The organism is Streptomyces sp. NPDC000983 (genome assembly GCF_040299205.1).
In the GTDB taxonomy this organism is placed as follows: domain Bacteria; phylum Actinomycetota; class Actinomycetes; order Streptomycetales; family Streptomycetaceae; genus Streptomyces.
In genome coordinates this window covers 42,780-63,101 of sequence record NZ_JBEPBM010000025.1, presented here as the reverse complement: position 1 = coordinate 63,101, position 20,322 = coordinate 42,780, and the positions used below count along the sequence as shown (strand labels likewise).

The window sequence follows — 20,322 nt, the reverse complement described above, 5'->3', positions numbered from 1 at the left end:
GTGCGTCAGCCGTCCAGCCAGTCGCCCTCCAGCTCGCTGGGCCGGTACCCCGTGGCGTTCCAGAGGAAGTGCGGGTGGGCGCAGCCGAACAGGTAGGCGAGCAGCGCGGTGTTCTCCCGCCCGGTCCGCGGGTCGTGCAGCGTGTGGAACTGCTCGGCGCCGACGGCGCCGGAGTCCTGCTGGATCTCCCGGGCGCGGTCCGTGGACGCCCCGGCGGCGGACGCCTCCACGGCGGCGACGTAGGTACGGCGCAGGATCTCCCACATGCTGTCGGTGTCGCCGTACCAGGGTCCGTGCAGCGCCTCGAACGCGTGCAGCTCACTGTCGAACAGGGCCCAGGTGCCAGGGTGTTCGGCCCGGCAGCGGGCGGACAGCTCGGCGGTGCGGGGGCTCAGCGACGCCGCGGTGGGCCGCTCGGCGAAGGTCAGGGTGGCGCCGTGGGTGAGGATGCCGGTGTGGGCGCCCGGCTGGAGGTCGCACAGCGCGCACTCCTCGGCCGGCGGGAGGCCCTGGGTGATGCCGTCGAACCACAGGGCGTGGCGCCCGGTGAGCCCCATCCATACGACGGTGCTGGTCATCAGCCAGCTGTTCCACATCGCGGTGTGCGCCTCGGGCAGGCAGCCGAACTTGATGAGCGAGACGGCCGAGGCGGCGTGGAGCGCCTTGGTGTGGGCCGGCATGGCGGAGAGCCAGAAGTTGCTGATCTCGCCGGTGAGGGCGTCGGCCCGGACGTCGGACATGTCGTCGACGACGCGGCACAGCAGCAGGGAGGTGAGGTGCTCCTCCTGCCACAGCTCGGTGTCGGGCGAGACGTGCCAGAAGAGGCAGTCCATCATCTGGAGCGCCGAGTAGGTGCTCCGGCCGAGCGGGTTGGTCTGCGGGAGTACCACCTCGCCCGCGGCGTGCTGCTGGAGCCAGTACTCGTCCACGGACCGTTTGTGGGCCGCGTAGAGCCCGCAGACCAGGGCCCGCGCGCTGTTGGTGCTGAAGTTCTCGGCCAGGCGGTCCTCTATCAGCCGGGTGAGCTGCCCGGTGTCTATCGTGTCGATGACGCGCTTGTACTCGTGGAACAGCAGGATGTCGTCCTCGAAGAGGTACCGCAGGCCGAGATCGAGTTCGTGGTCGTTGATCTGCCGGGCGAGGGACCAGCCGCCGGTCAGGACGCTGTCGAGCTCCCGGTGGTACGGCCAGGTCTTCACGGTGAGCGGCTGGCCGGCGCTCTGCCGCCAGCCGTAGTCGGCCAGGGTGCGCGCGGGGGGCTCGGGCAGCGCCCGGCACAGGGTGCAGGCGCAGTCGGCCGCGGGCTCCGCGTCCTCGGGCGGTGTCAGGGCCCGGGTCCGCCAGGCCCCCTCCAGCATCGCGCAGGTCAGCCGGCACAGCTCGATGTCGGTGCGGACCTGGGGGAAGGCCGCCTCGATCACGCTGAGCGCGGCGTCGAGACGTTTCAGCCGGGCCCGGCCCTCGTCGTCGGGTTCGAGAAAGGCGCGCGACGCGGTCCGCAGGGCGCCCTCCATGTGCAGCGTGGTGCCGGCGGCCCCGGAGCCGAGGGCGTCCAGCCGCCGCCGGGCGGCTTCCTCGCCCGCACGGAACTCCTCGGTCCGTGCTCCGAGGTGGCTCTCCAGGAAGCGGGCCAGGGCGACACCCTCCCGCGCCGACCGCAGCCGGGCGTCCGGCTGCGTGGGGACCGAGCTGTCGACGGCTGTCTGCTGACCACCGGAGGGGAGGTCGAGCCGGACGTCCTGAGGCATGCGTTTCCTTTCGGAAGGAGTGGAGCAGAGTCCCCCCGGCCCTGCGGGCGGGCGGCCGTCCGGCCGCCCGCCCGGTCGAACGCGCTTTCCCGATAAGCAAGTTGAATCGAGAAGCGGAACGATGCTGCCCAGAGCGTAAATGATCTACACCGTGACCCGGCCGTGATCTGTGTTACTGCTCAAGCCACTTGGGCTGCGTACACTCGCTCGCCCCCCACGAAGGTCTGCGCCACCCGGGTCGCTGCGATCTCCTCGGCGGGCCCGGCGAACGGATCCCGGTCCAGCACCACCAGGTCGGCCAGCGCCCCCTCGGCGATCCGGCCGGTGTCGTCCAGGTGGTTCACGTACGCCGATCCGGCCGTGTACGCCGTCAACGCCGCCTCCAGCGCGATGCGTTCGTCCGGCAGGAACACCGCTCCCGTACTCCCGGGGGTCACCCGGTTCACCGCCACATGGATGCCCTCCAGCGGGTCGGGGCTGCTCACGGGCCAGTCGCTGCCGGCCGCGAGCCGGGCGCCGGAGCGCAGCAGGGCACCGAACGGGTACTGCCATCCGGCCCGTTCGGCGCCGAGGAAGGGGATGGTCAGCTCGTCCATCTGCGGTTCGTGCGCCGCCCACAGCGGCTGGATGTTCGCGGTGGCGCCGAGTCGGGCGAACCGGGCTACGTCGTCGGGGTGGACGACCTGGAGGTGCGCCAGGTGCGGCCGGGTGTCGCTCGGCCCGTTCGCCGCCCGCGCCGCCTCGATGGCGTCCAGCGCGTCACGCACCGCCCGGTCGCCCAGGGCGTGGAAGTGGCACTGGAAACCGAGCGCGTCCAACTCGGTTACATACTTGGGTAGTTGGGCGGGGTCGACGAAGCTGGCGCCCCGGTTGGCGGTGGCACAGCCGCAGCCGTCCAGGTACGGATCCAGCAGCGCCGCCGTCCCGTTCTCGGCGACCCCGTCCAGCATCAGCTTCACCGTGCCCGCCCCGAACCGCCCGTGGCTCAACGCCGCGCGCCGCTGGACGAGTTCGGGAATCTGCTCGGCCCCCCGCCCCCGGTCCCACCACAGCGCCCCGACCACCCGCGCGGTCAGCGAACCGGCGCGGGCGGCGGCGAGGTACGCCTCGGCCGGGTCGTCCATCCCGAGGAAGTCGCCGACCAGCGCGTCCTGCCAGGCGGTGATGCCGAGCGAGTGCAGATGGCGCTGGGCGTGCAGCAGCGCCGCGAGCCGGTCCTCGGGCGCGGCCCGGGGCGTCAGCCGCCCGACGAACCGCATCGCGCCCTCCTGGAGGGTGCCGCTCGGTTCCCCGTTGGCGTCGCGCTCGATCCGACCGTCGGCCGGGTCGGGGGTGTCGCGGGTGATCCCGGCGAGCTCCAGGGCCCGGCTGTTGACCCACGCGCCGTGATGGTCGCGGTTGGGCAGGTACACCGGCCGGTCGGGGACGGCCGCGTCCAGCAGCTCCTTCGTCGGGGTACCGCCCTCGAACGCCTCCATGGACCAGCCGCCGCCGGTGATCCACTCCCGTTCGGGGTGCGCCTCGGCGTAGGCGCGGACCGCGGCGACGGACTCGGCCGCCGTGCGCGCCCCGGTCAGATCGCACTGCGTCATCTCCAGTCCGGCCGGCACCGGATGGACGTGGGCGTCCTGGAACCCGGGCAGCAGCAGCCGCCCGGCGAGATCGACCACCTCGGTGCGCGGCCCGGCCAGGTCCCCGACCTCGCCGTGGCCCACGGCGGTGATCCGGTCGCCGGTGACGGCCACGGCGGTGGCGGTGCGGCCCTCGGGGGTGAGGACGGGGCCGCCGGTGAAGAGCAGGTCTGCGTGCATGGTTTCCGTCTCCTAGGCAGGGGTTGTCGGGATCAGCTGCGGGGCCTCGGCGTCGGTGCCCCGGCCGGTGCGGAAGTACGGCGACCTGCGCACCCAGCGGGCCCAGGCGGCGGCCAGGAAGCCGGACGCGATCATCGTCAGGGGAGTGGCCAGCAGGAACCAGCCGTTGTCGGCGCTGACCTCGAAGTGGTCGGCGGAGGTGTAGAAGGACCAGCCGAGATAGCCGCCGAGGCCGAGCAGCGACAGCGCGCTCAGCGTGGGCAGCACCACCGCCCGCACGCCCTGCCGCCAGTCCTCGCGCAGCAGGGACCGGAAGCGGACGGCGGCGGCGAGCGCCGTCAGCGCGTAGGACAGGGCGACGATGATGCCGACCGCGGTGACCGTCGCCATGATCAGGTCGGCGAGCCGGGGGATCACCAGGGAGAGCGCGGCGACCGCCGCCGCGAGCGCGCCGATCAGCAGGGTCCCGGCGGCCGGCGTCCCGAACCGCGGGCTGACCCTGGACCACACCGGCCCGAGGGTACGGTCCCGGCTCATCGCGAACATCCCGCGGGCCGCCGGGATCACCCCCGCCTGGAGCGAGGCGACCGCCGAGAACATCAGCGCCACCAGGGGCAGCACCGCCAGCGGCTGCGAGGCCAGCCGCTCACCGAAGTACGCCAGCCCCTCGGCGCCGTGCCCGGCCAACTCCTCCTCGGACAGCACGCGTTGGAACGCGACCGAGCCCAGCAGGAACATCCCCAGCATGGTGCACAGGGTGATGAAGCCGGCCCGGGAGGCGTCCCGCGGGTCGCGGACCTCCTCGTTGACGCTGAACGCGGCCTCGAAGCCCCAGTAGCAGAACACCGACAGCAGCAGGCCCTGCGCGAGCGCCGTCGGGGACGGGATGTCGAAGGGGTCGAACCAGCTCGCGCTGAAGGCGTGCGGGCCGGTGACGATGCCGTATCCGCAGAAGCCGAGCAGCACCGCGTACTCGAAGACCAGCAGCCAGCCCTGGAGGCGGGCCGCCTTGCGGATGCCGGTGACCGCCGTCAGGGTGACCGCGGCCAGCACCACCACGCCCACCGCGGTGGTCTGCGCGGTCGAACCCGGGTCCAGGTCCAGTCCGCCGAGCCGGTGCAGGCCCGCGTCCCCGGCCAGCTGGATCAGCGCGGAACCGGTGATCGCCGTGGTGTAGGCGAGGAACGCCACCGTCGCCACGATGCTCACCCAGCCGACCATGAAGCCCAGCCAGGGGGTGAGCGAACGGCCCACCCAGACGTAGCCGTTGCCCGCGTTGGGCTCGACCCGGTTGAGGCGGGCGAAGGCGCCCGCGATGCCCAGCACCGGCAGGAACGCCAGCAGCATGATGGCCGGCAGATGCAGGCCCACCACCCCGGCGGTGACCCCGAGGCCGATACCGATGCTGGTGGTGGCCGCCGTACTGGAGGCGGCGATGGCGACGCCGTCGAGGACACCGAGCGACTTGCGCAGCGCGGGTGGGTCCACGGCTGGGGGAGTGACGGTCATGGCGGGCTCCGCTCGCACCAGGGGGCCTGGTCGGCCCCGGTGAGCGCACATGAAACTGGTCGGGCGCTTCACAGGTCAACGGTGTTGTCATAAGGTGCGGCGCAACAGCCCCTCGCCCCCGGCGAGGCGCCCCGGCCGCACCGCGCCCAGGGAGGAACCATGAGCGACCGAGTCGTCCCCGCCGCCGACCGGCGCCGCAGGCGCCCCACCAAGCAGGGCGTCGTCCTGTCCGAGGAGCTGATCGTGGCGACCGCGCTGCGGCTGATCGAGGAACACGGCGCCGAGGCCCTGTCCGTGCGCCGACTGGGCCGTGCCCTCGGCGCCGACCCCAGCTCCCTGTACCGCTACTTCCGGCACACCGACGATCTGATGCTGGCCGTCGCCGACGAACTGATCGGCCGCACCCTGCGCACCTGGCGGCCCACCGGCGACTGGCGCGCCGACCTGCGCGACCTCGGCCTGCGGATGCACGCCGGGGCGCTCGCCCAGCCCCGCGCCGCCGTGCTCAGCGCCTACCGGGTGACCGGCCGGACGCACGAGATCCGGGCCGTGGAGGCCATCCTCGGCGTGCTGCGCGGAGCCGGCTTCCCCGACGCCGAGGCGGTCCGCGTCTACCACGCCTTCGTCGACCAGTGCCTCGCCTTCGGCGCCCTGGACTCGGCGAGCACCGCCCTGCCGCGCGCCGCGCAGGACGCCGAGCGCGCCGTGTGGCAGGCGACCTACGCCCGGCTGCCCGCGGACACCCACCCGAACATCGCGGCGACCGCCCGCCATCTCGTCGCCGACATGCCGCACAGCTCCTATCCGGCCGCCCTGGACCTGCTGCTGGCCGCCGCGGAGGCGCGGCTGGCGGAAATCCTCGGACAGGCTTGATCGAGTACTGCCACACTGGCGCCCGCCGGTCGGTTCAAGCGTCGCCCCGCCACGCAACCCCGTTCCGGCGCCACCGTGTTCGCGCGTTCCCGCCAGGAGGTTGTACCGGATGACCCCGCCGCCCGCCCGATCCCCGAAGCAGCGCAAGCTCGACACCCTGCACCGGCTGGAGCACGACGAGGACCTCTGGGTCGCCACCGCGGGCCCCGACGGGGCGGCACCGCACCTGGTGCCGCTGTCGTTCCTCTGGGACGGCGAGACGCTGCTGCTGTCGACCCCCGCCACCAGCCCCACCGGCCGCAACCTGAAGGCCACCGGCTCGGTACGGCTCGGCCTCGGGCCCACCCGCGACGTGGTGATGATCGAGGGCACTGTCGAGACACTCACCGTCGACCGACTGCGCGAAGGAGAGGGCGACCGGTTCGCCGGGCGCACCGGCTTCGACCCCCGCGAACTCGGCGGACGCTACCTGTACTTCCGGGTGCGGCCCCGGCGGATCCAGGCATGGCGGGAGGCCAACGAACTCGACGGGCGGACCCTGCTGCGCGACGGAGTGTGGCTGGTCGCGGACTGATTCCGGCACACCGGGATATCCGACGGTCAGGGCGGCGGGGCGGTCCGGCTCCGCGCACGCGACCGTACGGAGGAGACATGGCACTGGTGAAGGCGGGCGTCCTGGTCCTGGACTGCGCCGAACCCGAGAAGCTCGCGGTGTTCTACACGGAACTGCTGGAGGGCGAGCAGACCGGCGTCGGCGCCAACCGGGTGGAGATCAGGGGCGCCGACGGCACCCGGCTGGCCTTCCGCCGCGACGCGAACGCGACCCCGCCGAGCTGGCCCCGGCCGGAGAACTCCCTCCAGGTCCATCTGGAGTTCGTGGTGGAGGACCTGGACGACGCCGAGCGCCGGGTCGTGGGCCTCGGCGGCCGCCCGCTGGAGACCAAGGACGCCGCGAGCCCCTTCGAGGAACGCGGCTACTCCGACCCCTCGGGCCACTCCTTCACCCTGCGCTGCGCGCCGTCGACGGCCCCGAAGCTGGGTTAGCCCTGCTGACGGATCTCCGCGGCGTCGCGACGCCCGGCACACGCGCCCGCCCGCCGCTCCTTCCGCCACGGAGATCCGTCAGCAGGACACCAGGACCACTACGCGTCCACCGTCTTCTTGGCGGGCTTCTTCTCCCCGGCCGGCCACACGCCCGTGGACCGCTCGACGGCCTTCGCGCCCGTGCGGTTCACGGCGCTGCGGACCACCGCGAAGATGGCGCCCTGGAGCGCCGCCGCCAGTAGCACCTCGCCCCAGCCGCGGTCCCGGTCCAGCGGGTCGGGGGCGTCGTCCTCGTGCCGGATCGCCTTCCACGTCGCCTGGAACGCGAGGCCGGCGAGCGCGCCGCCCACCCAGCCCATCGCGAAACCCATCGGCTTGTAGGCGAGGGGGAGCTTCAGCTTCTGTGGCTTCTTGCCCACGTCTGCCTCCTGTGTGGTCGGGGCGGGCCCGTGCCGGAGTCCCGACGGCCCAGCCTCTCGCGGCGCCGCCGGATCCGCCATACGGACCGGGCACCGGCCGGGGCCTCGTCCACGCCGCGCCGCACGCGAGGGGGAGGCCCCGCCGCGACGGGGGAACGCGGCGGGGCCCGATCCTCGGGTGCCCCGGCGGGCGGAGCTTCATGCGTCACCCGGGCAAGATCTTTCCCCGGGCCGGGTCAGCTGCCGTCGACCGGCTCCAGCACGAAGACCGGGATCTCCCGGTCGGTCTTGCGCTGGTACTCGGCGTACTGCGGGAACGCGGCCACTGCCCGCTCCCACCAGGCGTCCTTCTCCGACCCGGTGATCTCGCGCGCGGTCATGTCCCACTTCTCCGTGCCGTCCTGGAGTTCGGCCCGCGGATCGGCCTTGAGGTTGTGGTACCAGACCGGATGCCGGGGCGCGCCGCCCACCGAGGCGACGGCGGCGTAGCTCCCCTTGTGCTCGACGCGCATCAGCGGGGTCTTGCGGATCTTCCCGCTGCGGGCGCCCAGCGTGGTCAGCACGATCACCGGCAGCCCGGTCTCCCGCAGGGTCGTGCCCCGGGTACCGCCGGAGCTCTCGTACAGCTCCACCTGGTCGCGCACCCACTGCTCCGGGCTGGGCTCGTACTCGCCGTCAAGAGGCATGTCGTCAATCCCGTCGTCGTGTGCCTTCGACTGATCTCCCCCCATTCAACACAGATGCGTGCGCGTTTCATCCGACCCGCGCCCGCCCCGGCCGAAAGGCACGCCGAGCGGCAGCCGGGCGGCGCCGCCCGTTCAGTAGGGTTCCCGGATGATCGAACAGGCCGGAAAGCCCTTCCTCTACGTCGTCGTCTGCGCCGCGGGCACAGCCGCCGGCGTCGGTGAACTCGTCGCCGCCGCGCGGGAGCGGGACTGGGAGGTCGGCGTGATCGCGACCCCGGCCGCGATGAACGGCTTCTTCGACACGGAGGCCGTCGAGGCGCTCACCGGCCGCCCGGTCCGCTCCGCCTGGCGCACCCCCGCCGATCCGCGGCCCTTCCCGCCGCCGGACGCGGTGGTGGTCGCGCCCGTCACGTTCAACACCCTCAACAAGTGGGCGGCGGGCCTGGCCGACACCCTGGCCGTGGCCACCCTGTGCGAGGCGTCCGGCCTCGGCGTCCCGGTCGCCGCCCTGCCCTGCGTGGCCGACGCGCTCGCCGTCCACCCCGCGTACCGGCAGAGCCTGGCGCGCCTGCGGGAGATGGGCGTCCGCGTCGGCGAGCCGTACACCGGGGAACCGCGCCCGGACGGCACCCGGCCAAAGTTCGGCTGGCACCGGGCCCTGGACCTGCTGGCAGCCCCGTAGCGGGCCCGGGTCGGCGCCCTCGCGGACCCTCAACTTCCGCATGTGGGGCGCTCTTTGCGGGAGTGTGCCCCGATCGGGCGGGTAGTCGGGAGATCCGGTCGGTCGAGAGGAGTGAAGGCCCGTGCGGTCGCAAGGGAAGTCAGGGTCCGAACCGGGTGCGCTGCCGCCCGGCACCCGTCAGCGTGAGCAACTGCGTGGCAGGTTCGCCGACATCGCGTGGACCGCTCTGTGCGTCGTCCTGGCCCTGTGGGCCGCGGTCAGCTCCGTCGGAACCGCGCGTGGGACCACGGCCTGGGCGTACAGCGCGGTCGCCTGGGTCCTGCTGGCGATCGCCGGCGCCGCGGTGTACGCCGGCCACCGGCGCGGGAACCGGGCATGAGGGGGCGGGGCATGCGACGCATCGACACCTTCCTCGCGCGGCATCCGTGGGCGCAGTTCGCCCTGTCCGTCCTGGCCGCCGGCGTGCTGATCACGCTGCTGTATCCGGGGCCCTCGTTCCTGTCGGTGGTGCTGCGCACCGCGGTGGTGTCGGTCGGCGGGTTCTGCGTCGTACTGGCCGTGCGCCGCCGGGAGAAGCGGGCCGCGGGCGGCGGGACGGACGACGTCCTGTCGCTGGACCGGAGGCTGCGCACCGGCGAGGCACCCTCGGAGGCGGGGGAGCGGACCGCCATGCGCGGCCTGGTCGAGCAGCGCCTGCACCGGACCCGGCACCGCCGCGCGGCACTGGCCTTTCTCGCGGTGCTCTTCACCACGGTCACCGTACTGACGGGCCTCACCGCGGGACCGCGGCAGACCATCGGGATGGCCGTGCTGAGCGTGGTGTTCATCGGGTGGATGGTCTACCAGAGCCGCCTGCAGAACCGTCGACTGCACGCCATGCGCGCGGAGTTGGGCACCGGGCCGCGGCACGGCGAACCTTCCGCGGTCGCGGAGTCCGAGGATTCGGCCACCCGTCGATGACGGTACTTGCGGCAAACTGCGGCAAGTTCTTGCACTGCTCGTCCCCGGGCTGTTTGACTCACGGTTCCGAGCCGAGAGGAACGACCCCGCATGAGCACCGAGACCGACGTCCTCGTCCTGGGCGGCGCGGGCGTGGACACGATCGTCCACGTCCCCGAACTGCCCCTGCCGTACGCCGACAGCTACATGATCCGGCCCGGCATCACGGCCCGCGCGGGACAGAGCGGGGACTTCGTGGCGCTCGGCCTCACCGCCCTGGGGCTGCGCACCCACCACCTCGACATGCTCGGCGACGACCCCGAAGGCGACCTGGTCCGCGCCCTCCACCGCGACCACGGCATCCCGCTGACCGCCGTGCCGCAGCCCGCGGGCACCAAGCGCGCCGTCAACCTGGTCGGCCCCGACGGCCGCCGGCTCTCCCTCTACGACGACACGCGCTCCCGGGCGGAGGACCGCTTCCCGGAGGAGACCCTGCGTCCCCTGGCCGCCGCCGCCCGGCACGCGCACGTGGTCATCACCCACCCCTGCGCCCAGGCGCTGCCCGTGCTCCGGGAGGCCGGCCTCACCCTCTCCACCGACCTGCACAACTGGGACGGCGTCAACGCCTACCACGAGCCCTTCGCGCTCGCCGCCGACCTGGTCTTCCTGTCGACCACCGCCCTCACCGACCACGAGCGCACCATGCGCGACATCGCCGCGCGCGGCCGGGCCCGCGCCGTCGTCGCCACCGCCGGGGCCGACGGCGCCTTCCTGCTCACCGACGACGGCACCCTCACCCACGTCCCCGCGGTCACCCCGCCCGCCCCCGTCGTCGACTCCAACGGCGCCGGCGACGCCTTCGCCTCCGCCTTCCTGCTCGGCTGGCTCAACGGCGAGGACCCGGCCCGCTGCGCCCTGTACGGATCCGTCGCCGGCGCCCACGCCTGCACCGTGCCGTCCACCCGCGCCGAGGGCATCGACCGAGACGAACTCCTCGGCAGGGTGGCGGAGTCGGCGGGGGAACCGGCCTGAACCGAGGCCGTCGGGCCGTACGCTCCTGCTGGTACCGCCCCCCGAGACAGGAGCAGTGACGATGCAGTACGTGAAGCTCGGTTCGACGGGCCTGGACGTCTCACCGATCAGTCTGGGCTGCATGACCTACGGACTGCCCGACCGGGGCGTGCACGAGTGGACGCTCGACGAGGAGGCGTCCCGCCCGCTGATCCGGCAGGCGCTCGAAGCGGGCATCAACTTCTTCGACACCGCCAACGTCTACTCCGACGGCACCAGCGAGGAGATCGTCGGACGGGCCCTCGCCGACTTCGCCCGGCGCGACGAGATCGTGCTCGCCACCAAGGTGCACGGCCGGATGCGGCCCGGCCCCAACGGCGGCGGCCTGTCCCGCAAGGTGATCATGACGGAGATCGACCACAGCCTCGCCCGCCTCGGCACCGACCACGTCGACCTCTACCAGATCCACCGCTTCGACCCGCACACCCCGGTCGAGGAGACGATGGAGGCCCTGCACGACCTGGTGAAGGCCGGCAAGGTCCGCTACATCGGGGCGAGTTCGATGTACGCCTGGCAGTTCTCCAAGATGCAGTACACCGCCGAGCGGCACGGCTGGACCACATTCGTCTCCATGCAGAACCACTACAACCTCCTCTACCGGGAGGAGGAGCGGGAGATGCTGCCGCTCTGTGCGGACCAGGGCGTGGGCGTCCTGCCCTGGAGCCCGCTGGCCCGCGGCCGGCTCACCCGCGACTGGGACACCGTCACCGAACGCAGCGCGGGCGACGGCTTCGGCAGCCGCCTGTACCGGGAGAGCGACCGCAGCATCGTCGAGGCGCTCACCCGCGTCGCCGGTGACAGGGGCGTCCCACGCGCCCAGGTCGCCCTCGCCTGGCTGCTGCAACGGGAGACGGTCGCCGCCCCCGTCGTCGGCGCCTCCCGGCCCGGGCACATCGAGGACGCGGTCGCGGCCACCGAACTCACCCTCAGCGACAAGGAGATCGAGGAACTGGAGAGGCCCTACACGGCCCGGGGGATCGTCGGTCACTGACCGGTCCCGCCATTCGCCGTCGATAACCCCGGATCTTGGCCGGACTTGGCCGAACCTTTATTGACACGAGTTCAATTGGGCGCGGTCCGAACTCGATGCACAATACGGAGGGAGTACTTGTTCCCCGCTGCTGACCTGTGCAAAGGTGTGTCGCTCCCTTGCGTCGCACGCTTCGAAAGGGCCGCGTCCGGAGCATACCCCTTGGTATGGACCATTAATGCCGCATGCCCTCCGGAGGAATGCCGCCGTGCATGACGCAGGCTCGCCGAATTCCGCGGGAAGCGCTCGGCCCATCGAATTGACCGACGCTCAACTGAGCGCCGAACTCAAGAACTGGACGGGGGCCTCCCCCGCGCTCCAGCCCGTGGGCGAACTCCTCGACCGGCACTGGGCGGCGGGCTTCGCCTACGCACGGCTGTGCACCAGCAGCGCCCGCGCCGCCGGCATGCTCACCACCGCCGCCTTCACCCGCCTCTTCGGCCAGACCCTGCGGCAGAGCGGCCCCACCTCCGCATGGCGCCCCCAGCTCCTCGTCACCGTACGGCGGGTGGCCGCCGAGTGGGACACCGACCAGCGGCGCGAACTGCTCCACCCCGAGCTCCGGTCCGACGAGCTGGGCGGCGACCGGGTCGCCGCCCGGCTGCTGCCGCCGGCCCACCGCCGGCTGCTGTCCGGCGCCTACCAGCGGCTCCCGCAGGCGGCCCGCTGCCTGCTGTGGCACACCGAGGTCGAGGCCGAACCGCTGGAGATACCGGCCGGCCTGCTGGGCCTGGACGAAGCGGGCGCCCGCGCCGAACTCGGGCGGGCCCGCGACCGGTTGCGCGAGGAGTGCCTCCAGGTCCACCGCGAACTCGCCCCCGACCAGGAGTGCCGCCGCTATCTGCGCCTCCTCGACGTCACCTACCGCCGCGCCGGAGTCGGGGTGGACCCCGACCTGAGCGCCCACCTCGACGGCTGCCCGCACTGCACGGACACCGCCGCCCAGCTCGACAGCTTCAACCACGGCCTCGGCCGGGCCCTCGCCGAGGCCGTGCTCGGCTGGGGAGCGGCGGAGTACCTGGAGTCCCGGGCGCTGAGCGCCGACGACGAGAGCGCCCCGGCCGAGGCGGCGCCCGCGGTGGCCGGGGCGATGCCGGTCGCCGGCGAGGACTTCGCGGCCGACCGTCCGGCCCCCGGACCCCCGGACGCCCCGCTGGCCCCGTGCAGCCGGATGGGCCGCAAGGCCGCCCGCCGCGCCCTGCGGCGCCGCAACGTCGCCGTCGCCGTCGTCGCGGTGAGCGCCCTGGTCCTGGTGCCGCTGGTGCTGTGGTCCGCGCTGGGCTCGGAGGGCGACGCGACCCCCGAGGCGGGCGGTGGCACCCAGGCGGTCGGCGCTACCCCGACCGCCGGCCCCTCCTGGGCGGGCGCCGAGGAGGCCGCCCAGGGCACCCTGACCGGACGGCTGCACAACCTCGCCTCCGGACTGTGCGTCGGCGTCGTCGGCGGCAAGGTCGTCGAGGGCGCCGAGACCGCGCTGGCGGACTGCTCCGCCCAGCCCGGCCAGCAGTGGGTGTACGAGACCGACGGCCGCCTGCGCAGCGCCGCCGAGCCGGACCTGTGCCTGGACTCCCGGCTCGGCTACTCGGTGCGGCTCGGCGCCTGCACGGGGACCAGGAAGGTCCGCTACGACTTCACCCTCCGGGGCACCATGGTCCCGCGCTGGAACCAGGAACTGGCCCTCACGCCGGCCGCCACCGACGGCTCCGGCGCGCTCGTGCTGAAGACCCGCAAGGACGACGGCGCCCAGCGCTGGGTCATCGACACCTCCGAGCCCGAACTGCAGATGGCGTCGGTCAACTGGACCGAATCCGGGACCAGGGCCGCGACACCGAAGGCCGAACCCGCCCCGACCCCGTCGAAGACCCCGAGGACGACGGCCCCACCGACCCCGACGCCGACCCCCTCCGCCACGGACTCCTGCGCCACCGACCCCTACGACTGCTCCTGGGGCGACGACGACCACGACGGCGGCGGCTGGGGCGGCGGCCACGGCCGAGGCCGCTGACCCCCGGCCCGACGCGCAGGGCCCCGGCGGCACGGCCGCCCGTCCACCACCCCTCGGGCCGGACCGGACGGGGTCCGTGGGGACGTACGGGGCAGGACGATCGGGAAGTCAGAGTTCGTCGAGGAGTCCCAGCTCGGCCCAGATGGTCTTGCCCTGCGGGGTGTGCCTGCTGCCCCAGCGCTGGGTGAGCTGGGCGACCAGGAGCAGGCCCCGGCCGCCCTCGTCCCAGGTCTTCGCCCGGCGCAGATGCGGAGCGGTGTGGCTGGAGTCGGACACCTCGCAGATCAGCGTGGACGCGTCATGGATCAACCGCAGCCGGATGGGCTGCGAGCCGTACCGGATCGCGTTGGTGACCAGTTCGCTCACCACCAGCTCCGCCGTGAACGAGGTGTCGCTCAGGTCCCAGGCCGCGAGCTGCTCCACGACCTGCTTGCGGATCGGTGCGACCAGCGCCGGATCGGCCGGGATGTCCCAGGTCGCGACCTGGGAGGCGGCCAGCCCCCGGGTACGGGCCAGCAGCAGGGCCACGTCGTCAAAGACTCCGCCGCTCGGGAGCAGCGCGTGCAGGACCCGGTCGCAGGTCTCCTCCAGCGGTCCCGAGGGGCCCGCCAGGGCCTCCAGGAGCAGCGAGTGGCCGGCGTCCACGTCACGGTCGCGGTGCTCCAGCAGTCCGTCGGTGAAGAACGCGAGCACACTGCCCTCGGACAGGTCCAGCTCCGCCGACTCGAACGGCAGCCCGCCGAGACCCAGCGGCGGCCCGGCCGGCAGTTCCACATGGCGGGGCGGGCCGTCCGGCGGCACCAGCACGGGCGGCGGATGCCCGGCGCGGGCCAGCGTGCAGCGCCGGGACACCGGGTCGTACACCGCGTACAGGCAGGTGGCGCCGACCTCGCCGGGGCTGCCGTCCCCGCCGGCCTCCTCGGAGAGCCGTACCACCAGGTCGTCGAGGTGGGTGAGCAGCTCGTCCGGGGCCAGGTCGATGTCGGCGAGGGTGCGTACGGCGGTGCGCAGCCGGCCCATCGTGGCCGAGGCCTGGATGCCGTGGCCGACGACGTCCCCGACGCAGAGCGCGACCCGCATCCCGGACAGCGGGATCACGTCGAACCAGTCGCCGCCCACCCCGGACCGGGCGGCCGGCAGATAGCGCGAGGCGGCGTCCACGGCGGCCGTGCGGGGCAGCTCGCGCGGCAGGAGGCTGCGCTGGAGGGCGAGCGCCGTCTCCCGCTCCCGGGAGTAGCGGCGGGCGTTGTCGACGCAGACCGCGGCACGGGCGGTGATCTCCTCGGCCAGCAGCACGTCGTCCGAGGTGAAGGGGTCCGGGCGCCGGAACCGGGTCAGCACCGCGACCCCGAGGGTCACACCCCGGGCCCGGATCGGCACCGACATCGTGGAGTGGATGCCGTACTCCCTGACCCACTCGCCGCGCACCCGGTCCCGGTCGAGCCACGCGTCGAGGTCGCCCGAGGGCACCGAGGCGACCACGGCGCGGCCCGCCGTCAGCGAGACGGCCTGCGGCGACCCGTCCGGATAGAGCGCCAGACGCCCCGTCTCGACCACCGCCTCCGGGCTGCCCGGGGTCACCGACCGGTGCGCGGCGCGGCGCAGCGCGACCGGCACGGTCACCGGCGTCGGCACACCCGCACTCTCCCCGTCGGGATCGAGGAGGTCGACGCTGACGAAGTCGGCGAGGGCCGGGACGCACACGTCGGCCAGCTCCTGCGCCGTCCGGATCACGTCGAGGGTGGTGCCGATCCGCACGCTGGCCTCGTTGACCAGTTGCAGCCGCTGCCGGGAGAGGTAGTTCTCGGTGAAGTCGTGGGCGGCCAGGCACACGCCCCGCACCCGTCCGTCCGGGTCGGTCACCGGGGCCATCCGGGCCAGCCAGGCATGCGGGCGGCGCTCCCCGCCGACGTGCAGATAGGTCTGCACGTCCCGGGCCCGGCCGGTGGCCAGCACCCCGGCCATGTGCTCCTCCAGCTCCTCGCTCTGCGCCTTGCCGCCGATCTCGGAGACCCGCAGCCCCCGGATGCGGTCCTCGGACAGCCCGAGGATGTCGCTCATGGCGTGGTTGATCCGGCGCAGCCGCAGCCGCTCGTCGTAGACCGCGACGGCGCACGGGGACTGGACGAGGGCGGCCGAGGCCAGCGGATCCTCGGAGGGGCGCGGGCCGCCGGACTCCAACGGGGTGACCACCAGCCAGTGCGCGGAGCGCTCCGCCCGCTCCGGGCGGCGGTGGGCGAGCAGCCACACCCGCACCCGGTGGCCGTCCTGGTGCCGCAGCGGGACGGTGCCGTCCCAGCGCGGCCCGTCCGGGACCGGCATCGAGCCGTCGGCCAGCAGTTCGGCGGCGGGGCGGCCCACGACGTCGGCCGCCGGCCAGCCCAGCAGCAGCCGGGCGCCGGCGTTCCACTCCAGCAGGGTGCCCTGCTCGTCGATGACAGCCCGAGCCGTCGCGGCGTCGTCGATCGGGTCGTGCGGGGTCATCGTCGCCACTCCAACGCGGACACTCACAGTGACCGGTGGTCACATGCGTTCCAGCCTAGTGCGTCCCGGCCTCCGGCGGATGGGGAACCACCTGTGCGAGCCCTTCGACCGTCAAGGTCGAAAACCGGCCGAGACGCCCCCCGCCCGCCGCGCCGGGCGGATGTGGGCCGCTCGGGTGGTCCCGCGCGAACCCGTCCTGTCCGGACCGTTGACGACGCGTCACACCTGCCACAAGCATGGCCTGCGTCCGCATCTGGGAGCGCTCCCACGGGAGCGTCACCCCGCACCTCCCCCGAGGAGCCCAGACGTGAAACGACGCAGAACCGCCGTGCTGTCCCTGACCGGCCTGCTCGGAGCGGCCCTGGTGGCCCTTCCGGCCCCGGTCGCAGGCGCCGACGAGGTCGAACAGGTCAGGAACGGCACCTTCGACACCAGCACCGAACCGTGGTGGACGACGAGCAACGTCACCGCCGCCCTCTCCGAGGGACAGCTCTGCGCCGACGTGCCGGGCGGTACCACCAACCGCTGGGACGCCGCCGTCGGCCAGAACGACATCACCCTGGTCAAGGGGGAGTCCTACCGCTTCTCCTTCACCGCCTCGGGCACCCCCGACGCACATGTCGCCCGCGCGATCGTGGGCCTCCAAGTGGCGCCGTACGACACCTACTTCGAGGTGTCGCCGCAGCTCAGCGTCTCCGGGAACAGCTACTCGTACACCTTCACCGCACCCGTCGACACCACCCAGGCCCAGGTCGGCCTCCAGGTCGGCGGCAGCGCGGACGCCTGGCGGTTCTGCATGGACGACGTCTCGCTGGTCGGCGGCGTGCAGCCCGAGCCGTACGAGCCCGACACCGGGCCGCGGGTCCGCGTCAACCAGGTCGCCTACCTGCCTGCCGGCCCCAAGAACGCCACCCTCGTCACCGACGCCACCGACCGGCTGCCCTGGCAACTGCGGCGCGCCGACGGCACCGTGGCCGCCCGCGGCTGGACCACCCCGCGCGGCACCGACGTCTCCTCCGGGCAGAACGTCCACTCCATCGACTTCGGCTCCCACCGGACCCGCGGCACCGGCCTCACCCTGGTCGCCGACGGCGAGACCAGCCGCCCCTTCGACATCGACGCCCGCGCCTACGACAGGCTGCGCCTGGACGCGGCGAAGTACTACTACACCCAGCGCAGCGGCATCCCCATCCGCGACGACCTGCGCCCCGGCTACGCCCGCCCCGCCGGCCACGTCGACGTCGCGCCCAACCAGGGCGACGGCGCCGTCCCCTGCCAGCCCGGCGTGTGCGACTACACCCTCGACGTCACCGGCGGCTGGTACGACGCCGGCGACCACGGAAAGTACGTCGTCAACGGCGGCATCTCGGTCTGGGAACTGCTCAGCACCTACGAACGCGCCCTGCACGCCCGCACCGGCGACCCGGGCAGCCTCGGCGACGGCACCCTGGCCATCCCCGAGAGCGGCAACAAGGTGCCCGACCTCCTCGACGAGGTCCGCTGGGAGCTGGACTTCCTGCTGAAGATGCAGGTCCCCGCCGGACAGCCGCTGGCCGGAATGGCCCACCACAAGATCCACGACGAACAGTGGACCGGCCTGCCCCTGCTGCCCAGCGACGACCCGCAGAAGCGCGAACTGCACCCCCCGTCCACCGCGGCGACCCTCAACCTCGCGGCCACCGCCGCCCAGGCGGCCCGCCTCTACCGCCCCTACGACCGGCAGTTCGCCGCGAAGGCGCTCACCGCGGCACGCACCGCGTGGGCGGCGGCGCTCGCGCACCCCGACCGCCTCGCCTCCGCGAGCGACGGCATCGGCGGCGGCACCTACGCCGACGACAACGTCACCGACGAGTTCTACTGGGCCGCGGCCGAGCTGTATCTCACCACCGGCGAGAAGGAGTTCGCCGACCGCGTCCTCAACTCCCCGGTCCACACGGCCGACATCTTCGGCCCGCTCGGCTACGACTGGGCCCGCACCGCGGCGGCCGCCCGCCTCGACCTGGCGACGGTGCCGAACCGGCTGCCCGGCCGGGACAAGGTCCGCCAGTCCGTCACCAAGGGCGCCGACCGCTACCTGGCCACCCTCAAGTCCCAGGCGTACGGCATGCCGTACGCACCCGAGGACAACGTGTACGACTGGGGCTCGAACCACCAGATCCTGCACAACGCCGTCGTCGTCGCCACCGCCTACGACATCACCGGCGCCTCGAAGTACCGCGACGGAGCCCTGCAGAGCATGGACTACCTCTTCGGCCGCAACGCGCTGAACATCTCCTACGTCACCGGCTACGGCGAGGTCGACGCCAGGAACCAGCACGCCCGCTGGTACGCCCACCAACTCGACCCCAGCCAGCCGAACCCGCCCGCCGGAACCCTCGCGGGCGGACCCAACTCCAGCATCCAGGACCCCTTCGCGCAGAGCAAACTCCAGGGCTGCGTAGGCCAGTTCTGCTACATCGACGACATCCAGTCCTGGTCCACCAACGAACACACCATCAACTGGAACTCCGCACTGACCCGGATGGCGTCCTTCGTGGCCGACCAAGGCTGACCCCCCGAGACCGTTCGGGCGGCACACTGGGCAGATGAACTCGCCCGCCGCGCAAGCCGATCCAAGCCGCACCACCGTCGTCGTGGTGGGCGTCGACGCCTACGAGGCGGGGGCGCCCTGGGCGCTCGACGGCCCTGTCGCCGACGCGATGCGGTTCGCGGACTGGTTCCTCGCCCGGGGTGTGCCGCCCGAGCGGATCACCGCACTGCTGTCCGTGCCGCCCGGCCGGTCCGGCGCCGCGGACGGGGTGCCGTACCCGGTCCTCGGCGCGGACCGGGCCACCGTGCACCACACACTGCTGCGGACCGTGGCCGCGGACTCCAGCGAACTGCTGTGGGTGGTGTGGGGCGGCCACGGCGTGGTCGACACCGAGGGCCGGCGCCGGCTGTTCTACGCCGACGCCACCGCGCAGGACCCCCTCAACCTCGACTTCGACACCCTCCTGACCCACTACCGGGCCGCGCCCCGCCACCCCCGCCAGATCTGGCTGGTCGACGCCTGCCAGCTCCCGCACAACCCCTGGCGCGCCAAGCGCCCCCTGCCCCGCGAGGACTACGGCACCCCGATGCCGCGCCCCGCCCGCGACCAGGCGGTCCTGTTCGCCGCCCGCCCCGGCGAGGCCGCCGCCAACCTGGCCGGGGCCTCGACGGGCCTGTTCAGCCGGGAGGCCCTGGCCGCGCTCCAGGACGAGGCGTCCGGCACCGGCTGGCCGCCCGACCCCGGCCTGCTGATGGACCGGCTGCGCACCCGCTTCACCCGGCTGCGCGCCGAGGGCCTCGCGGCCCAGACCCCCACCTACCTGTGGACCCGCACCTGGGACGGCGACGAGGGCCAGCTCCTCGCCCGCGGCGCCCCCGAACCCGACACCGCCGACACCGCCGGCCTCACCCCCGACCGCCTCGGCGCCCTGACCAACGCCCTCCTGGCCGTCCAGGAGTTCGTCGAACCCCAGGGCCGCGAAGAGATCCTCGCCCTGCTCAGAGTCGGCGTACGCGCGGCGATCCCCCGCCACAGCCGCCCCCGCCTGGACACCATCAGCATCCTCCGCACCTGCGCCCGACGCCCCGGAGCCCTCAGCGAGTTGGGCGAGGCGGTGCTGCTGTGCGCGGGCGGAAGCCCGGAGGCGGAGACGGTGCGGCGGCTGATCGACGAGGCGTCCGGGTGAGGCGGGCTCTCTCGCATACGATCGGGCCTCATGAACGAGTCCTGTGACGCGGCCGGCGCCGCATCCGTCGAGTCCTGGCTGCCCCGGCTGTCCCATCTCTCCCTGGACGAGCTTCCCCGGGTCGGCCACGCCGCGCTGCGGCCCGCCATGGATCAGCTGCTCAGCAGCGTCGACCGGCCGTTCAGCACCAGGGGCGGCAGCGAGCCGAGTTGACCGAGAAGCGACTCCTGCTCGGCCTTGGCCGGTAATGTGCGCCGGAGCCCCGGACCGGTCCGGGGCTCCGGACCACGTGAATAGGGAAGCTT

General features: G+C 73.4%; 18 protein-coding genes. 12 read left to right on the top strand and 6 right to left on the bottom strand.

What is annotated here, in order from left to right:
• Nucleotides 1-5: 5 nt before the first annotated feature.
• The 3 genes from ABT296_RS26040 to ABT296_RS26030 form a co-directional block, all read right to left on the bottom strand.
• Nucleotides 6-1,748, bottom strand: a complete 1,743-nt coding sequence (locus ABT296_RS26040; RefSeq protein WP_351931055.1) for a hypothetical protein — start codon at nucleotides 1,746-1,748, stop codon at nucleotides 6-8.
• Nucleotides 1,749-1,927: 179 nt separating this feature from the next.
• Nucleotides 1,928-3,559: an amidohydrolase gene (locus ABT296_RS26035; protein WP_351931054.1), complete on the bottom strand. Its 1,632-nt coding sequence runs from the start codon at nucleotides 3,557-3,559 to the stop codon at nucleotides 1,928-1,930.
• Between the two features lie 12 nt (nucleotides 3,560-3,571).
• Entirely contained in the window at nucleotides 3,572-5,068 is a 1,497-nt protein-coding gene (locus tag ABT296_RS26030; RefSeq protein ID WP_351931053.1) for an APC family permease, read from the bottom strand.
• Nucleotides 5,069-5,227: 159 nt separating this feature from the next.
• Between ABT296_RS26030 and ABT296_RS26025 the strand changes: the two genes are divergently transcribed.
• The 3 genes from ABT296_RS26025 (at nucleotide 5,228) to ABT296_RS26015 (ending at nucleotide 6,985) form a co-directional block, all read left to right on the top strand.
• Nucleotides 5,228-5,941 (top strand): TetR/AcrR family transcriptional regulator, encoded by a 714-nt coding sequence (locus ABT296_RS26025; RefSeq protein WP_351931052.1) that lies wholly within the window; start codon nucleotides 5,228-5,230, stop codon nucleotides 5,939-5,941.
• Between the two features lie 109 nt (nucleotides 5,942-6,050).
• Complete coding sequence (locus tag ABT296_RS26020; RefSeq protein ID WP_351931051.1) at nucleotides 6,051-6,515, top strand: pyridoxamine 5'-phosphate oxidase family protein; 465 nt, start codon at nucleotides 6,051-6,053, stop codon at nucleotides 6,513-6,515.
• A gap of 77 nt (nucleotides 6,516-6,592) precedes the next feature.
• Entirely contained in the window at nucleotides 6,593-6,985 is a 393-nt protein-coding gene (locus ABT296_RS26015; RefSeq protein WP_351931050.1) for a VOC family protein, read from the top strand.
• A 98-nt stretch (nucleotides 6,986-7,083) separates the two neighbouring features.
• Here ABT296_RS26015 and ABT296_RS26010 read toward each other — a convergent pair whose 3' ends face one another.
• Both ABT296_RS26010 and ABT296_RS26005 read right to left on the bottom strand, forming a co-directional pair.
• Nucleotides 7,084-7,356: a DUF4235 domain-containing protein gene (locus ABT296_RS26010; RefSeq protein WP_351931106.1), complete on the bottom strand. Its 273-nt coding sequence runs from the start codon at nucleotides 7,354-7,356 to the stop codon at nucleotides 7,084-7,086.
• A 284-nt stretch (nucleotides 7,357-7,640) separates the two neighbouring features.
• Entirely contained in the window at nucleotides 7,641-8,090 is a 450-nt protein-coding gene (locus ABT296_RS26005) for a nitroreductase family deazaflavin-dependent oxidoreductase (protein WP_351931049.1), read from the bottom strand.
• 148 nt (nucleotides 8,091-8,238) lie between these two features.
• Here ABT296_RS26005 and ABT296_RS26000 point away from each other — a divergent pair, with 148 nt between their 5' ends.
• The 6 genes from ABT296_RS26000 (at nucleotide 8,239) to ABT296_RS25975 (ending at nucleotide 13,817) form a co-directional block, all read left to right on the top strand.
• A complete protein-coding gene (locus ABT296_RS26000) occupies nucleotides 8,239-8,772 on the top strand; it encodes a flavoprotein (RefSeq protein ID WP_351931048.1) in 534 nt (177 codons plus the stop codon).
• Nucleotides 8,773-8,893: 121 nt separating this feature from the next.
• Nucleotides 8,894-9,151: a hypothetical protein gene (locus ABT296_RS25995; RefSeq protein ID WP_351931047.1), complete on the top strand. Its 258-nt coding sequence runs from the start codon at nucleotides 8,894-8,896 to the stop codon at nucleotides 9,149-9,151.
• Nucleotides 9,152-9,162: 11 nt separating this feature from the next.
• Entirely contained in the window at nucleotides 9,163-9,732 is a 570-nt protein-coding gene (locus ABT296_RS25990; protein ID WP_351931046.1) for a hypothetical protein, read from the top strand.
• 90 nt (nucleotides 9,733-9,822) lie between these two features.
• Nucleotides 9,823-10,743, top strand: a complete 921-nt coding sequence (locus tag ABT296_RS25985) for an adenosine kinase (protein WP_351931045.1) — start codon at nucleotides 9,823-9,825, stop codon at nucleotides 10,741-10,743.
• Between the two features lie 61 nt (nucleotides 10,744-10,804).
• Complete coding sequence (locus tag ABT296_RS25980; protein WP_351931044.1) at nucleotides 10,805-11,773, top strand: aldo/keto reductase; 969 nt, start codon at nucleotides 10,805-10,807, stop codon at nucleotides 11,771-11,773.
• Nucleotides 11,774-12,071: 298 nt separating this feature from the next.
• Complete coding sequence (locus ABT296_RS25975; RefSeq protein WP_502977322.1) at nucleotides 12,072-13,817, top strand: ricin-type beta-trefoil lectin domain protein; 1,746 nt, start codon at nucleotides 12,072-12,074, stop codon at nucleotides 13,815-13,817.
• 108 nt (nucleotides 13,818-13,925) lie between these two features.
• On the opposite strand, the gene ABT296_RS25970 is transcribed toward ABT296_RS25975, so the two are convergent.
• The gene (locus ABT296_RS25970; RefSeq protein ID WP_351931042.1) at nucleotides 13,926-16,301 is read right to left on the bottom strand and encodes a SpoIIE family protein phosphatase; all 2,376 of its coding nucleotides are present in this window, start codon (nucleotides 16,299-16,301) and stop codon (nucleotides 13,926-13,928) included.
• A 307-nt stretch (nucleotides 16,302-16,608) separates the two neighbouring features.
• Between ABT296_RS25970 and ABT296_RS25965 the strand changes: the two genes are divergently transcribed.
• From ABT296_RS25965 to ABT296_RS25955, 3 genes are read left to right on the top strand one after another with little or no spacing between them, the layout of a single operon-like run.
• Nucleotides 16,609-18,852, top strand: coding sequence for a glycoside hydrolase family 9 protein (locus tag ABT296_RS25965; protein ID WP_351931041.1), 2,244 nt, complete (start codon nucleotides 16,609-16,611; stop codon nucleotides 18,850-18,852).
• Nucleotides 18,853-18,886: 34 nt separating this feature from the next.
• Nucleotides 18,887-20,017, top strand: coding sequence for an effector-associated domain 2-containing protein (locus tag ABT296_RS25960; RefSeq protein WP_351931040.1), 1,131 nt, complete (start codon nucleotides 18,887-18,889; stop codon nucleotides 20,015-20,017).
• Between the two features lie 30 nt (nucleotides 20,018-20,047).
• On the top strand, nucleotides 20,048-20,230 hold the full coding sequence (locus tag ABT296_RS25955) for a hypothetical protein (protein WP_351931039.1): 183 nt from the start codon (nucleotides 20,048-20,050) through the stop codon (nucleotides 20,228-20,230).
• The last annotated feature ends 92 nt before the right edge of the window (nucleotides 20,231-20,322 follow it).

Excerpts from the sequence above, each read along its gene's own strand:
- ABT296_RS26040 (WP_351931055.1), bottom strand. The coding sequence starts at position 1,748 with ATGCCTCAGGACGTCCGGCTCGACCTCCCCTCCGGTGGTCAGCAGACA.
- ABT296_RS26035 (WP_351931054.1), bottom strand. The coding sequence starts at position 3,559 with ATGCACGCAGACCTGCTCTTCACCGGCGGCCCCGTCCTCACCCCCGAG.
- ABT296_RS26030 (WP_351931053.1), bottom strand. The coding sequence starts at position 5,068 with ATGACCGTCACTCCCCCAGCCGTGGACCCACCCGCGCTGCGCAAGTCG.
- ABT296_RS26025 (WP_351931052.1), top strand. The coding sequence starts at position 5,228 with ATGAGCGACCGAGTCGTCCCCGCCGCCGACCGGCGCCGCAGGCGCCCC.
- ABT296_RS26020 (WP_351931051.1), top strand. The coding sequence starts at position 6,051 with ATGACCCCGCCGCCCGCCCGATCCCCGAAGCAGCGCAAGCTCGACACC.
- ABT296_RS26015 (WP_351931050.1), top strand. The coding sequence starts at position 6,593 with ATGGCACTGGTGAAGGCGGGCGTCCTGGTCCTGGACTGCGCCGAACCC.
- ABT296_RS26010 (WP_351931106.1), bottom strand. The coding sequence starts at position 7,356 with ATGGGTTTCGCGATGGGCTGGGTGGGCGGCGCGCTCGCCGGCCTCGCG.
- ABT296_RS26005 (WP_351931049.1), bottom strand. The coding sequence starts at position 8,090 with ATGCCTCTTGACGGCGAGTACGAGCCCAGCCCGGAGCAGTGGGTGCGC.
- ABT296_RS26000 (WP_351931048.1), top strand. The coding sequence starts at position 8,239 with ATGATCGAACAGGCCGGAAAGCCCTTCCTCTACGTCGTCGTCTGCGCC.
- ABT296_RS25990 (WP_351931046.1), top strand. The coding sequence starts at position 9,163 with ATGCGACGCATCGACACCTTCCTCGCGCGGCATCCGTGGGCGCAGTTC.
- ABT296_RS25985 (WP_351931045.1), top strand. The coding sequence starts at position 9,823 with ATGAGCACCGAGACCGACGTCCTCGTCCTGGGCGGCGCGGGCGTGGAC.
- ABT296_RS25980 (WP_351931044.1), top strand. The coding sequence starts at position 10,805 with ATGCAGTACGTGAAGCTCGGTTCGACGGGCCTGGACGTCTCACCGATC.
- ABT296_RS25970 (WP_351931042.1), bottom strand. The coding sequence starts at position 16,301 with ATGACCCCGCACGACCCGATCGACGACGCCGCGACGGCTCGGGCTGTC.
- ABT296_RS25960 (WP_351931040.1), top strand. The coding sequence starts at position 18,887 with ATGAACTCGCCCGCCGCGCAAGCCGATCCAAGCCGCACCACCGTCGTC.
- ABT296_RS25955 (WP_351931039.1), top strand. The coding sequence starts at position 20,048 with ATGAACGAGTCCTGTGACGCGGCCGGCGCCGCATCCGTCGAGTCCTGG.